This window comes from Dyella subtropica, from assembly GCF_026283965.1.
Taxonomy (GTDB): Bacteria; Pseudomonadota; Gammaproteobacteria; order Xanthomonadales; family Rhodanobacteraceae; genus Dyella_D; species Dyella_D subtropica.
Window position 1 is genome coordinate 1 of the sequence record NZ_JAPDPD010000025.1, and the last position, 13551, is coordinate 13551.

At 63.3% G+C, this 13551-nt stretch carries 11 protein-coding genes; 1 reads left to right on the top strand and 10 read right to left on the bottom strand.

Going from position 1 to position 13551, the window contains the following annotated elements; translation table 11 throughout:
- Window positions 1-443: 443 nt before the first annotated feature.
- The 10 genes from OUZ45_RS18305 to OUZ45_RS18350 form a co-directional block, all read right to left on the bottom strand.
- The gene (locus OUZ45_RS18305) at window positions 444-1457 is read right to left on the bottom strand and encodes a GGDEF domain-containing response regulator (protein ID WP_266171674.1); all 1014 of its coding nucleotides are present in this window, start codon (window positions 1455-1457) and stop codon (window positions 444-446) included.
- The gene (gene cheB, locus OUZ45_RS18310) at window positions 1454-2500 is read right to left on the bottom strand and encodes a chemotaxis response regulator protein-glutamate methylesterase (protein ID WP_266171676.1); all 1047 of its coding nucleotides are present in this window, start codon (window positions 2498-2500) and stop codon (window positions 1454-1456) included. The genes OUZ45_RS18305 and cheB overlap by 4 nt, the downstream gene beginning before the upstream one ends.
- A 10-nt stretch (window positions 2501-2510) precedes the next feature.
- On the bottom strand, window positions 2511-4745 hold the full coding sequence (locus OUZ45_RS18315) for a hybrid sensor histidine kinase/response regulator (protein ID WP_266171678.1): 2235 nt from the start codon (window positions 4743-4745) through the stop codon (window positions 2511-2513).
- 5 nt (window positions 4746-4750) lie between these two features.
- Window positions 4751-5461, bottom strand: a complete 711-nt coding sequence (locus OUZ45_RS18320) for a chemotaxis protein CheW (protein WP_266171680.1) — start codon at window positions 5459-5461, stop codon at window positions 4751-4753.
- A gap of 1 nt (window position 5462) precedes the next feature.
- Window positions 5463-6737, bottom strand: a complete 1275-nt coding sequence (locus tag OUZ45_RS18325) for a CheR family methyltransferase (protein WP_266171682.1) — start codon at window positions 6735-6737, stop codon at window positions 5463-5465.
- Entirely contained in the window at window positions 6734-7198 is a 465-nt protein-coding gene (locus OUZ45_RS18330; RefSeq protein ID WP_266171684.1) for a chemotaxis protein CheW, read from the bottom strand. The genes OUZ45_RS18325 and OUZ45_RS18330 overlap by 4 nt, the downstream gene beginning before the upstream one ends.
- Window positions 7199-7317: 119 nt before the next feature.
- A complete protein-coding gene (locus OUZ45_RS18335) occupies window positions 7318-8955 on the bottom strand; it encodes a methyl-accepting chemotaxis protein (protein WP_266171686.1) in 1638 nt (545 codons plus the stop codon).
- 399 nt (window positions 8956-9354) lie between these two features.
- Window positions 9355-10119: a glutathione S-transferase family protein gene (locus tag OUZ45_RS18340; RefSeq protein ID WP_266171688.1), complete on the bottom strand. Its 765-nt coding sequence runs from the start codon at window positions 10117-10119 to the stop codon at window positions 9355-9357.
- A 96-nt stretch (window positions 10120-10215) separates the two neighbouring features.
- Window positions 10216-10971, bottom strand: coding sequence for a slipin family protein (locus tag OUZ45_RS18345; RefSeq protein ID WP_266171690.1), 756 nt, complete (start codon window positions 10969-10971; stop codon window positions 10216-10218).
- A 31-nt stretch (window positions 10972-11002) separates the two neighbouring features.
- On the bottom strand, window positions 11003-12397 hold the full coding sequence (locus tag OUZ45_RS18350) for an NfeD family protein (protein ID WP_266171692.1): 1395 nt from the start codon (window positions 12395-12397) through the stop codon (window positions 11003-11005).
- 122 nt (window positions 12398-12519) lie between these two features.
- Here OUZ45_RS18350 and OUZ45_RS18355 point away from each other — a divergent pair, with 122 nt between their 5' ends.
- Window positions 12520-13389: a pseudouridine synthase gene (locus OUZ45_RS18355; RefSeq protein ID WP_266171694.1), complete on the top strand. Its 870-nt coding sequence runs from the start codon at window positions 12520-12522 to the stop codon at window positions 13387-13389.
- The last annotated feature ends 162 nt before the right edge of the window (window positions 13390-13551 follow it).

The window sequence follows — 13551 nt, forward strand, 5'->3', positions numbered from 1 at the left end:
CGTCCTCCTGCCGGAGGCCGGGTCACTTCTCTTTGTTTGGTCACGCCTGAGCAGGAGCGATGGCGAACAGCGCAGCTGGCCCGAAGGGCGGAGGGCATGGATGCCCGGAGTCAAGAGAAGTAACCAAAAGAGAGGCCACCCCGGTTACGCGCCCTCCGGCTTCGCCTGCGGGTTCGTGAGGGCTGGCCGGGCCTGCTCTTAGATGACATGGGGACACGACGTCCCTGTCGTGTCGAAAAGGCATCGACGTCCTGTCGATGCCCCCTTCGGGGCCTGATCGTCCATCCCTCACCGCTGCACAGGGGCCCCTGAAGAGCAGCATCAAGAGCGGCAGGTGTTGCTCGCACATGTGGCGTTGTCAGAACGGTGCGTCGGCATGCGCGTTTCGCGATGCCTTTGTGTGCCAAGAGTGATGGGGAAATAGCGTTCCAATCGATGGACTTTCACGTCACCACGACGCGGTTCTTGCCTTTGCGCTTGGCTTCATAAAGCGCTCCATCGGCCGCTTCGATCAGCGCCAGGTAAGAGTCGTCGCCACGAGGTGAGAGTGAGGCGCCTCCGATGCTCACCGTCACGATTTTGGCGATGGTCGAGCCGGAGTGGGGGATGCCTGTGTGTTCCACTTGGTGGCGCAAGTCTTCGCCGAATCGCTTGGCTTCGGTCGGGGTGGAGGGGGAAAGAACGATAACGAACTCCTCGCCCCCGAAGCGCGCGGCCAGGTCTGTTGGGCGTCGGCAGCAGGCTTGAATGGCGGCCCCAACCGCCTTCAAGACCTCGTCGCCGGCGAGGTGGCCGTATTCGTCGTTGTAGCGCTTGAAATCGTCCACATCGATCATGAGCACAGAGAACGAATCGCCCGTCCGAATCGCGTTTCTCCACTGAATGCCCATGAATTCGTCGAGGTAGCGGCGATTGCTCAATCCGGTGAGTCCGTCCACGTGGGTGAGCCGCTCCAGTTCGAGATTCTTCTCCACCAGCTGCCGTTGGCTCTCGTGCAAGGCGCGAAAGGCTTCGTCGCGCTGGACTTGATTGAGGTAGGACTTCGAATGGCGGCGGATGCGGGCCAGCAACTCGATGTTGTCCGGCAACTTCACCAGGTAGTCGCTGGCCCCGAGCGAGAAGGCCTCGCTCTTGACCGCCGGATCTTCCTTGGTGGAGAGCACGATGACCGGAATATCCCGCAGAGCAGGTGAGGCTTGATATTGCGTCAGCAGCATCAGCCCGTTCACCCCCGGCATAACGAGATCCTGGAGGATCACGGTGGGCTTGACCTGTTCGGCTACCTGGATGGCGGCGAAAGGGTCCGCGTTGAAGTGAAAATGCATGTCTGGCTGCCCGGCCAGTGCTCGACGAACGGCTTCGCCGATCATGGGTTGATCGTCGACCAGAAGAACCATGATCTTGTACTCACTCGACCGGGGCGCTGTCGGGTGCTCGCTGATGTCGGACTTATTCATGGACCTAATCCCCCTGATGGACCTGAGGAGCTTCCGAAAGAGCAAAGATGGGTCAGCCGGGCGGCGATACAGTCCAAGGGAAGGACCTCGGTCGCAGCATTGAGCGCCACCGCCGCCTTTGGCATGCCGTACACCGCGCTGCTGGCTTTGTCTTGGGCGATGGTGTGGTACCCCTCGTCGCGCATGGCTTTCAGACCGAGCGCGCCGTCGCGGCCCATGCCGGTCAGGAGCACGCCCACAGCATCGCCGCGCCAAAGGCGAACGACGCTTTCGAAGAACACGTCGACCGATGGGCGATAGACATAGTCTCGAGGAACCGGTGTGTAGCCGAGGCGATCTTGCGCCTTCAGCACCAAATGGTCAGCGGTTGCGGCCAATAGCACTGTGGCGGGTATCGGTCGATCACCCTCCAGCGCGAGCTTTACGGGAAGCCGGGAGTGCTGGTTCAGCCATTGGGCCATGCCTTCGGCAAACTGGGTGTCCACGTGCTGGACCAGTACCACTGCCGCGGAAAAGTTTGCCGGAAGCTCGGCTAGCAGCCGGGCGAGGGCGACGGGACCGCCTGCGGACGCACCGATCGCGATCAATGGATACGGGTGTTTGGCGGGTATGACCTGATCGCGGGCTGGCGTTGCCGTGGAGGCTTGCCGGTTTCCGGTCAGCTTGCCGATGGTCTCTATTTTGGTGATGAGCGGCCCGACGTTCAGATGATTGTCGGATTCGAGCGTGGGCGTGTTTACCGCATCCAGCGCACCGTGGCCCATCGCTTCGAAAACGCGCGGGGTATTGGCGCCCACGTCGACCGTCACGATCAGGATCGCGCAAGGCGCGGACGCCATGATTTGCCGCGTCGCTTCCACACCATCCATGCCCGGCATGATCAGATCCATAAGGACGAGATCGGGCGTGTCGCGCGAGCAGTTCGCCACGGCCTGGACGCCATTCGTAGCGATCCAGGCCACCTGATGTCCCGACTTGGCAGCGATGGCGCGCCGCAGGGCCTCGACGGCGATCGGGGAGTCGTTGACGATGCCGATCCTCATAAAGCGATCCTCATGGGGTGGCCTCGCCGATCAGGTCCGCCACCGCTTGCAGCAGCGACTCGTCGTGGAAGCTGCCCTTGGCGAGGTAGTAGTCGGCGCCGGCTTCGAGTCCGCGCTGCCGGTCCTCCTCCCGATCCTTGTAGGACACGATCAATACCGGAATCGCGCTCAGATGCGGGTCTCGTTTGATCAGCGCCACCAGTTCGATGCCATCCATGCGTGGCATGTCGATGTCCGTCACCACGAGGTCGTAGCGCCCCGTGCGCAAGGTATTCCACCCCTCCATGCCGTCGACCGCCACCTCTACCTCATAGCCGGCGTTGCTCAGCAGCGCCCGCTCCAACTCGCGAACCGTCAACGAGTCGTCGATGACAAGAATGCGTTTGCATATCGCGTGCTTCGTGTCGCCGTCGGTCCGCAACCGGTTCAAGCCGCGGTTGGTGATGAGTTTTTCCACGGAGCGGAGCAGGTCCGCGACATCGACGATCAGGGCGGGCGACCCATCCTCCAGCAGCGCCCCTGCGGTGATGTCCTTGACCTTGCGGAGCCGTGCATCGAGCGATCGGACCACGAGCTCGTGCTCACCGAGAAGACGATCCACCGCCAGTCCATAGATGCCGCCGCCATCGCCGACCACGATGACCGACAGGTCCTCGGCGCTGGTGACCGGTTCGCCGCTCTGCAGCAGTTGATGGGCGCTTATCAGCCCCACGGAGCGGCCGTCGAGCACGAAGAACTGGCGTCCTTCCAGCGTATCGATTCGATTCTTGGGTAGCTTGAGGGTTCGAACGATGGCCGCCAATGGGAACGCATAGGGCTCGCCACCGATGTCGGCCACCAGCGCGCGCACGACCGACAAACTCAACGGCAGCATCAACTGAAAGCGCACGCCCTTGCGGGGTTGGGTCGAGACACGGATGGTCCCGCGCACCTGCTTGATCATGGTCTGCACCACATCCAGGCCCACGCCGCGTCCTGAGATATCCGTGACGCTGTCTTTCATGGTGAAGCCGGGCAGGAACAGAAACTCCAGGAGTTCGTTCTCCGAGAGTTTGGCGGCAGTCTCCGCGTTGGTGAGGTTGCGCTGGAGCACCGCCTCGCGCAGTTGTTCCAGGTCGATGCCGCGCCCATCGTCGGACACATGGATCTGGAGCATGCCACCGCTGTGCCTGGCCTCCAGGGTCACCCGGCCTTCCGCGGGCTTGCCGATGGCCAGCCGTTCTTCGGGAAAGCCGATGCCGTGATCGATGGCGTTGCGCACGAGGTGCCCGAGGGGCGGTTCGAGCTTTTCCAGGATGTCGCGATCCACTTGGGTCGACTCGCCGATGACCTCCAGGCGAACCTGCTTGCCCAGCGAGCGCGCCACATCGCGCACCATTCGCGGCAGGCCGCGCACGCCGTCGGCAAACGGGCGCATGCGACAGGCCAGCGCTTCGCTGTAGAGCCGATGGGCGAGGTTGGACGAACGATGATCGAACATTTCCAGTTCGCCCAGATGCTGGGCCAGCAGCTGGTGGGATTGCAGCGCGCGATGGCGAACCTCTCCCAGGGCAAGGCGCGCTCTTTCGCCGATGGCTTGTTCCGGCAGCGCTTCGTGCAAGCTCTCAATGGACTTGCCGAGTTCGTAGTGCAGACGCTTGAGCTTCAACAACGACCCGACGAATGGCTGAAGCCAGCGCGATTCCACCAAAGCCTCGCCGGTAAGCCCAAGCAGTCGATTGAGATGATCGGCTGTGACGCGAAGTACCCGCTCCTGGGACTCGTGGATGTCCGCCGGCACGTTCGCTGCCGGTGGGGCGGCCACCACGGGCTCCAAGGGGGGCGATACGGTCGCCGGCTCCGTTCGACCTTCCTCGCTGGGCAGCTCGAGCAAACCCTTCAGGTCAGCCAATATCCGCGCGACCTCTTCGTGCTTATCGCCCTGCCATTGGGCGAGATTCGCCTCGCTCGTGCCGGCGATACGGTGCAGCAGGTCGACGCCGCCCAACAGCACGTCGATGTGCGCTTGGCCTAGCTCGACGGTGCCGCGTTGCGCGGCGACGAAGCTGTCCTCCATGACGTGGGCGATATCGACGCCGACGTCGATGCCTACGATGCGCGCAGCCCCCTTGAGCGAATGCGCCGCACGCATGCAGGCCTCCAGCTGGTCGCTGGCCGTGGGCTCCTGTTCCAGCGCCAACAGGCCGGCCGTCAGCACCTGCACCTGGCTGTCGGTCTCCAGGCGAAACAGGTCGAGCATCGACATCTGGCTCAGGTCGTGGCTAATGTCAGGCTCCTATTCAAGGTGAAGATCAACAGTTGCTCGTCCAGCAAGCCGATCGATTCGTCCCGCCAGGGGAGCAGCGCCTTGATGTAGGTGGCGGTGGCGCTAGCCACCGTAGCGGGGACTTCGCCGAGTTCGTGTGAATGAAATCGACGGATGCCGTGCACCTCGTCGACGGGAAAGGCAGTGCGGACACCTTCGAGTTCGATCACGAGGAACCGGCGGTGCAGTAACTGATGCTTTTCGGGGCGAGACGGCGCGGTGGGTTCGAGTCCGAGCAACTCGGTGAGCGACGCGCATACAACCAGCTCCCCGCGGACGTTGACCAGTCCGAGCACGACGCCGTTGCGCCGATGAGGGATGGAATGGATGGTGCGATGACCGACGATCTCCTTGAAGGCGCTGGTCGGCAGGGCGAGCCACTCCGCGCCGACGCGGAACGCGACCACCGACTGCGCCCCCGTGGCTTCGGCCGTCGCCTGCTTCTGGGCGACGTGCGCCGTCCATAGCGACATATGGCCCGCCGGCAGCTCCATGTTCAGCAGATCGGACGCCGCCGCGGAGTAGATCGGACAGTTGCGGCAGTGCACGTGCTGCTCCAGCGCCGGACAGGACCCATCCCCGCGCACACCGATCTTGTTCCAGCAATCGTGGATCGCGGCCTGGTTCGAGCTGGAGACGTCAACGAGAGCCGCCATGTCAGCCCTCCGCTCGCGGCGCCAGCCGCTGCAGGCGTTTGCGCAGTACCTGCGCACCGGATACGTCCCCTTGCTTGTCCAGCAGAAGGGTCAGATGGGCCAGCGACTCGTAGTGGTTAGGGTCGAGATAGAGCGCTTTGCGGAAATGCTGCACGGCGTCCGTGGGAGCCCCGGCCGCGTTGCGGATCAAGCCCAGCAGATAACACGCCTGGGCCGATGTCCCATGGGCACGCACATGCGCGGCACACACCTTGCCGGCATCTTCCAGGCGACCCAGGTCGGCGAGCCGGGCGGCCTCGGCCAGGTCAAGTAGGGATGATGATGTGTCGGCAGCGCGCGCTGGCGCGGCGGGCTTCGACGTTGCCGCCGTTGCGGATGGGGCGGGTGATTTCGCCGTGATCGGAACGGTTGGCACCTTCTTGTGGGATAGGCCGGGCGGTTTCTGGTTGGCCTGAGAGGAGGGGGCCGGACGCGACTTGGCCGCGCGGCTTTTCCGGAAAGCGAAGGCCAGCGGCATTCGCGTGGACGCGAAGCCATGACTGAGTGCCAATCCGGTTTCGGCCGAACCGACGAACAAGGTGCCGGTGTCCTTCAACAGGCGTCGCAGCACGCGCATGGCGCGATCTTGCGTCTCCTGGTCGAAATAGATCAGGACGTTGCGGCAGAAGATGACGTCATAGATGTCCGCACCCGGAAGGAACGACGGATCAAGCAGATTTCCCTGCTGGAAATGCACATCGGTGCGCACCACGTCGTTCAGTCGCCACGATGGCGGCACCCATTCGAAATAGGTGTCGCGGAATTGAAGGTCATCGCCCCGGAAGGAGTTCGCCCCATAGTGGGCACGCTTCGCCAACGCTACGGCGCGGGTGCTGATGTCGAACGCATCGATGCGAAACTGGCCGGGCGCCAACCCGCATCCGAGCAAGGTCATGGCGATCGAGTAAGGTTCCTCCCCGCTGGAACAGGGCACGCTCAGAAATCGCAAGGTCGCTGTCGTGGAGGGCTTCGTCCGTTCATGACCGGCCCATGTGGCGAGTGCGGCATACGCTTCGCGATCGCGAAAGAACCAGGTCTCGGGCACCACCACCGCGTCGATCAGCTCTTGCAACTCGGACGATGACGCGCATACATGCGTCCAGTAGGCGTCAAGGTCGTGCAGATCGCAGGCTGCCAAGCGGTCTCGCACGGCACGTTCCACGGCGGAGCGGCCGATCGACACGGCATCGAGCCCCATGGTCTCCTTGAGCAAGCGCTCGAATGCCGGAAGCATCATGAATCCCCCGCCGGTGCTGCGGACAGCACCTCGCGCATCGGCGCGGAGAGCAGATGGTCCGCCTGCACCCATTGGATCCATTGATCATGGTGGAGGCATACCGGCCCCAGGTAGGGCGTCGCCTCGGCGTTGACGCCTGAGGGCGCGAAGTCGGACGGCTCGCGACGCAAGGTCTCGGTGGCTCTCTCGGCAATCAGGCCGAGCGGACGCATCTCATCGCCGGTGAAGGCGCAGCGCATCACGACGATGCGGGTGCTCAGGCGAGGCTGGGCAGCGTGCCCCAGTGTCAGTTGACTCAGGTCGATCGCCGGTATGGGCGTGCCCCGGTAGTTGATGAGCCCGGCGAGCCCCGGAGGGGCATGAGGGATGTGCTTGATGCTTACCAAGGGCACGATTTCGGCGATCTGGGCCGTGTCCAGGGCGTAACGGTCTTTGCCTAGTCGAAACAAGAGGAAGAGCATGCCGGTCTCTCTTGATCATGGCCCTTTGGAGCGGCGCCTATTGAAGCGGCGCCCTTTGGGTCGGCGCCTATGGGATCGGCGCCGATGAACCGCTTTTCGAACGTCGTGCCCCTGGTGATCTACTCCACGGCCAGCTTGAAGCGGGAGACGCCGCCACGCAGCACACCGGAAGCCTGGTTCAAACCTTCGATCGCCGAGTTCGATTGGCGCAGGGACTCCACGGTTTGCTGCGCGGCCTCGCTCAGCTGCACCAGCGCCTGCGTGATCTGTTCGGCACCGTTGGATTGCGCCTGCATACCCTCGTTGACTGATTCCACTCTTGGCGCCAGTGCCTGCACCTGCTGGATGATCTGCGTCAGCTGGCCACTGACTTGTTGTATTTCATTGACGCCTCGGCGTACTTCCTCCGAGAACTTGTCCATGCCCATCACGCCTGCCGACACGGCGGACTGGATTTCCTTGACCATCTGTTCGATGTCATAGGTCGCTACCGCTGTTTGGTCGGCGAGTCGCCGGATTTCGGTGGCGACCACCGAGAACCCCCGCCCGTACTCGCCTGCCTTTTCCGCTTCGATCGCAGCGTTGAGCGAGAGCAGGTTGGTCTGGTCGGCCACTTTGGTGATGGTGGTGACGACCTGGTTGATGTTGCTCGCCTTTTCGCTGAGCACGGAGAGCTTGGCGTTGATGGAGCCGGCCGCGTCCATGACGTTGCGCATGGTCTCTTCCATGTGGAGCAGGCCGGCGTGACCCTCGCCCGCCAGTGTGGCCGAGTGCTCGGCCACCGCCGCGACTTCGCCCAGCGTCTTGACCAGTTCTCGCGACGTCGCGGAGATCTCCTTGGACGTGGCGCCGATCTCGACCGTGGTGGCGGCGATTTCGCTGGCGGTGGCTTGTTGCTCCCGCGCGGTCGAGGCAATCTCGGTGGCGGACGTGTTGACCTGGATCCCTGATGTCTGCACTTGGCCGACCAGGTGCGTCAGCTCGTCGCGCATGCGGTTGAAGCCGTTCGCCAGTTCGCCGAATTCATCCTGTCGGGTCAACGACAGGCGATCGGAGAAGTCACCCGTACGCATTTTGTCGACCGCTGCGAGCACTCTGGCCAGGGGCCGGTTGATGGATTGGGTGATCAGGAACACCAGCGCCACGCCCACGACGAGCGTCACCAGCATGAGAGCAATAAGGGTCAGGCGAGTGTCTTGAAAAGCATTCTCCACCGCCGTGCGTTCGTTTCGGACAACGTCTCTTTCCACGTCAATCAGCTTGAACGGCTGGGCAATGGCAGCCAGCTGGGCAGGGCGGGTTCTGGTCAGCAGCATGGTCTTCGCCTCTGTGAACTTACCCGCCTGAATCAACTGGAGGTATTCGTCTTCCAGCGGCACATAGACATCAAGCGCTTCGATCGCGCTTGCCAGCGCGGCCTTTCCCTGTGGGGTGACAATGTTGGCTTTCAGCAGGTCTATGTATTGGGTCCGCTTAGGCTTGCCTTGATAAACGGCATCAATTTCCTGTTTGACTAGGTCAGGATCGTCCAAGATCAGTACGTTGCGGGTGTGGCGCGCAGCCTGCAGTAACTCCACGATCAAGTCGTCTGCTGCCATCAGGTTCGCCAGTTTCGTTCGGCTGAGATCCTCGAATTGCCCGTACATAGAGGACATGCGCCACAGGGCGCTCGCGGTAATCAGGCACGTAATCAGCAGCATGGCACCGAACGCAAGCATGAGGCGGTGCGCGACCTTCAGGTTGCTCATCCAGTTCATGGGTGTCCCCAAGTCGTTTTAGCCCGAATCGTTTAACCGCAGGTCGTTTCGCAACAAGTCGTTTCACAACAAGTCGTTTCACAACAGGAAGCAACACGTACTTCGAATACGAACGGATCATCAGGTACGGCTAGTCGGAGCGGATCGGTGGCGGTCGAGCCAGGAAGCTATGGCAGCTCCCACCGTCTCCCTGAAGGGGCTGCCGTGATGCGGGTGGTGCAAGATCAGGTCACATCGCACATCGCCCGGAAACGCGGACTGGGCGATCGACTTATAGCGATGACCCCGTCGACGCGGTGTGGGCGGCGCCTCAGGGGTCATCAAAGTGTGATGAATATCACATTTTCTGGTGCGGCGCCTGGGCGGAGCTTCTGCTAGGGGCCTTGTCTGCCGCCGCCATCAGAAGGGGGCGGCGGCGCGCGCGTTTTGCGACGCCTGGGTGGTCCAGGGCTGGTCGGGGAAATAGCGCTGCATCATGCGATCGGTGTACGCGACCAGATTGGGGTAGTGCTCGGCCGCATCGCGTAGAGGCGAGGTGAAAAAGGGGGTAAGCACGCCGGCCAGCATGGCGAAGGCGGTGGCGTCGATGGCGGTAGGGCGGGCGCCGATGAAAAAGGGCTGGTCGCCGAGCAGGGCAGCGAGGGTCGATAGCGAGCGCTTGCCAAGTTCAAGCACTTCCTCGGGGGTGTGGCGGCCCAGGCCATGGATGCGCAGGTTGTCGGTTACGCGCGCCTGTATCTCGATGCGCAGCTGCGCTCGCTTGTCCTCGGGCGCGTTGTCGACGAAATGCGCTGGCCCTTTGGCGAAATTGTCCGGGTCGACCCAGCGGTAATACAGCAAGGCCCAATAGAGGTGATCTTCCAGCAGGCGTTCGATGGCCCATGACTCGGCGCGTTGGCGCGGGGTAAGGCCTTCGTCCAGGTCAAGCTCGTATTTGCGCTCGATATGCGCGCGGATGAAGGTGGAGTCGGCGATCCGTTCGCCCTCGTCTTCGAGGTAAGGCAGCTTGCCTTTCGGTGCGCTATCGCGATTGCCCGGATGTTTGCGATAGGCCAGGCCTGCCATCTTCAGCTGCATCTCGGTCTTGAGCACGAACGGGCTCTTGTCGGGCAGATCGAAACCGGTGCCGGAGCCATACAAGGTGATGGGGGCGGCTGGTGTCATGCGGTTACTCCGTACGGATATTCAAGGAAGACGGGCGCAGCGTAATCGCACGCTGCTGCCAGCGTGCTGTCAGCAGAGGGGTGCCTGCCTGCGCGCTCAGCTGCGGGGCAGGCTATCGAGCAGCGGCTTGATCATGTCCAGTGGCAGCGGGAAGACAATGGTGTGGGTGTTGCCGCTGCTGGACATGTCGGCGAGGGTTTGCAGGTAACGCAGTTGTAGCGCCTGTGACTGTTGCGACAGGGTGGCGGCGGCATCGCGCAATTTCTCGGCGGCCTGCAGTTCGCCTTCGGCGTGGATGACTTTGGCGCGGCGCACGCGCTCGGCTTCGGCCTGGCGGGCGATGGCGCGGATCATGGTTTCGTTGAGGTCCACGTCTTTCAGTTCCACATTGCTGACCTTGATGCCCCAGGCGTCGGTGGCTTCGTCCAGGATGGTCTGCAGGATGCGGTTGATCGTATCGCGCTGGGACAGGATTTCGTCCAGTTCGTGCTGGCCCAGAACAGAACGCAGACGCGTCTGCGCGAGCATGCTGGTGGCTTGCAGGAAGTCGGCCACTTTCAGCGTCGCCTTGTCCGGCTCCACCACGCGGAAATACACCACGGCGTTGACGCGCACCGAAACGTTGTCGCGCGAGATCACATCCTGCGGCGGCACGTCCATCACGGTCACGCGCAGGTCCACGCGCATCATGCGTTGTATCACCGGCACCAGGATGATCAGGCCGGGCCCTTTGGTGCCGGTATAGCGGCCCAGGGTGAGTACCACGCCGCGCTGGTATTCCGGCAGCACGTTGATCGACATGAACAACAGGACGAAGGCCAGCACCACCACGACACCGAGGAATCCGAACATGGGAATCTCCATGATGTTCACCTGAAGAGGGCTAAAGAGGGGCGACCCACAGTTGCAAACCCTCGCGACGCAACACGCGCACGCGCGCGCCGGCGGGTAGCGCCGTTTCACAATGCACACGCCAGCGTTCACCACCCACCAGTGCCCAGCTCTCGCTGCCAGGCTGCACGGCCTGAAGCAGCTCGCCGGTGGTTTGAAGCATGTGTTGCTCGCCACTGAACGGGCGGGTACTCCTGGCGCGCATGACCAGGCGCAGAATCAGCGCCAGCAGCGCCACAGCACAGAACGCAATGCCGCCGATCACGCCCAGGTTCACCGCGTAGCCGGGCACGCCGGTGTTGAACAGCATGATCGAACCGATCACGAAAGCGATTACGCCGCCCACGCCGACAGCGCCAGCGGCGGGTGTAAGCGCTTCGGTCAACAGCAAGGCGACACCGAGCGCCATCAAGGCCAGGCCGGCGTAGTTCACCGGCAGCAGCTGCAACGCATAAAGACCGATCAGCAGGCAGATGCCGCCAGCGATACCGGGCAGCAGCGCGCCGGGATGGAAGGCTTCCAGAATCAGTCCGTAGATGCCGGCCAGCAGCAGCATGTAGGCGATGGTGGGGTTGGTGATGATGCCGAGAAAACGCGTGCGCCAGTTCGGCGCGTAGTCGCGCACGGCAAGTCCGGCGAGTTTCAGGGTGAGTGCCTGGTTGGCGACACGCACGGTGCGTCCGTTCGCCTGCGTCAGCAGCGCCGAGGTATCGGTGGCCATGAAATCCACCACATGCCGCTCGACGGCTTCGCTCGCGGTGAGCGTGGCGGCGCCGCGCACGGCCTGTTCCGCCCAGGCGGCATCGCGGCCACGCAGTTGGGCCAGCGAACGGATGTAGGCGATAGCGTCGTTGAGCACTTTGTTCGCTTCCGCGTCGCGGGCGACGCTCTCGCTGGCGCTGGGTTTTTCCGCGCTTTTCGCTGGCGCCGGCCCGCCCAGGGGGGAAGGCACGGGTGGAGGCATGGGCGTGTTGCCGCCGCCGAGGCTGACCGGCGTGGCGGCGCCCAGATGCGTAGCGGGCGCCATGGCGGCGATGTGGCAGGCATAGAGGATGTAGGTGCCAGCGGAGGCCGCGCGCGCACCGTCCGGGGCGACGTAGCCGAGCACCGGTATGTGCGAGGCAAGGATGCTGCTGACGATCTGCCGCATCGAATCGGCCAGCCCGCCCGGTGTATCCAGCCGCAGCACGATGGCAGTGGCGCCTTCGCGGGTGGCGCGCTGCATGGCGTCGTCGACGTATTCCGCGGCGGCGGGGCCGATGGCGCCATCCAGTTCGATGCGGGCAACGAAACCCTGGCCGGCCACAGGCACCGGTTCGGCAAGCCCGACCGTGCCCAGCGCCAGGCAAAGCAGGGCGCTCCACAGGGTCCACATGCATCGCGACATGGGTGCCGTCTCCTGGATGCTGCGCCACCAGATTGCGCCGATCGATGTTGTCGCGATGTCGACAAGCGAAGGCGGGGACGGTGGCCGCTAGAATCGGTATCCGCTCCCTCCCGCACGCCTTCATGGAAAGCATCGCCGCCAGCACCCTGCACCTGCCACCGGGACCGTGGGCCACCGTGCTCGATTGCCTGTGCGCGCATTTCGCGGCGATCCCGCGCGAGCAATGGCTGGATCGCATGGCGCGTGGGCGGGTGCTCGATGCAGCAGGCGCGCCGGTCGACCCGCAGACGCCTTACCGGGTTGGGCTGCGCGTGCAGTACTACCGAGAAGTGGCGGATGAAGCGCCGATTCCGTTTCGCGAACGTCTGGTGCATGCCGACGAACACCTGGTGGTCGTCGACAAGCCGCATTTCCTGCCCGTGGTGCCGGCCGGTGGTTTCGTGCGGGAAACGCTGCTGACCCGCCTGATCCACACGCTCGGCAATCCCCAGTTGGTGCCGTTGCACCGAATCGATCGCGCCACCGCGGGTCTGGTGATGTTTTCGGCGAACCCCGCCAGCCGTTCGGCGTACCAGGCGTTGTTTCGCGAGCGGCGTATCGAAAAACGTTACCAGGCATGGGCGCCTGCGCTACCTGCGCTGGCGTTTCCGCTCACGCGGCGCTCCCGCATCGTGGCCGGCGATCCCTTCTTCCGCATGCACGAAGTACCCGGCGAGCCCAACAGCGAAAGTTGGATCGATGCGATCGACCGCACAGGTGAGCTCTGGTGCTATGCGTTGCAACCCATCACCGGACGCAAGCACCAGTTGCGCGTGCACATGGCGGCGCTCGGCGCACCCATTCATAACGACGGGTTCTATCCCGTACTGGCCGAGCAGGCTGACGACGACTACACGAAACCACTGCAGCTGCTGGCGCAGTCGTTGTCGTTTATCGATCCGCTCAGCGGTGTCTTGCGCCGCTTCGAAACCGAGCTAACGCTGCAGGGCTAGTGCGCAAACCGCAACATGTTTTGGCTGCTTGTTAGTGCCAAGTTGATTCGCAGCATCTGTCCCGTGCCGCGCGCCTTGCATCATCAAGGCCATGGGCAGCAAGAAGAATCTTGTGGAATTTTGGTTTGCGATCTTCGTGCTGCAGCGCATGTAGTGCACGCA

What these genes read in the sequence shown, in the direction of transcription:
- OUZ45_RS18340 (WP_266171688.1), bottom strand. Translation starts at nt 10,119, where the DNA reads ATGACACCAGCCGCCCCCATCACCTTGTATGGCTCCGGCACCGGTTTC.
- cheB (WP_266171676.1), bottom strand. Translation starts at nt 2,500, where the DNA reads ATGAGGATCGGCATCGTCAACGACTCCCCGATCGCCGTCGAGGCCCTG.
- OUZ45_RS18315 (WP_266171678.1), bottom strand. Translation starts at nt 4,745, where the DNA reads ATGTCGATGCTCGACCTGTTTCGCCTGGAGACCGACAGCCAGGTGCAG.
- OUZ45_RS18350 (WP_266171692.1), bottom strand. Translation starts at nt 12,397, where the DNA reads ATGTCGCGATGCATGTGGACCCTGTGGAGCGCCCTGCTTTGCCTGGCG.
- OUZ45_RS18355 (WP_266171694.1), top strand. Translation starts at nt 12,520, where the DNA reads ATGGAAAGCATCGCCGCCAGCACCCTGCACCTGCCACCGGGACCGTGG.
- OUZ45_RS18305 (WP_266171674.1), bottom strand. Translation starts at nt 1,457, where the DNA reads ATGAATAAGTCCGACATCAGCGAGCACCCGACAGCGCCCCGGTCGAGT.
- OUZ45_RS18330 (WP_266171684.1), bottom strand. Translation starts at nt 7,198, where the DNA reads ATGCTCTTCCTCTTGTTTCGACTAGGCAAAGACCGTTACGCCCTGGAC.
- OUZ45_RS18325 (WP_266171682.1), bottom strand. Translation starts at nt 6,737, where the DNA reads ATGATGCTTCCGGCATTCGAGCGCTTGCTCAAGGAGACCATGGGGCTC.
- OUZ45_RS18320 (WP_266171680.1), bottom strand. Translation starts at nt 5,461, where the DNA reads ATGGCGGCTCTCGTTGACGTCTCCAGCTCGAACCAGGCCGCGATCCAC.
- OUZ45_RS18335 (WP_266171686.1), bottom strand. Translation starts at nt 8,955, where the DNA reads ATGAACTGGATGAGCAACCTGAAGGTCGCGCACCGCCTCATGCTTGCG.
- OUZ45_RS18345 (WP_266171690.1), bottom strand. Translation starts at nt 10,971, where the DNA reads ATGTTCGGATTCCTCGGTGTCGTGGTGGTGCTGGCCTTCGTCCTGTTG.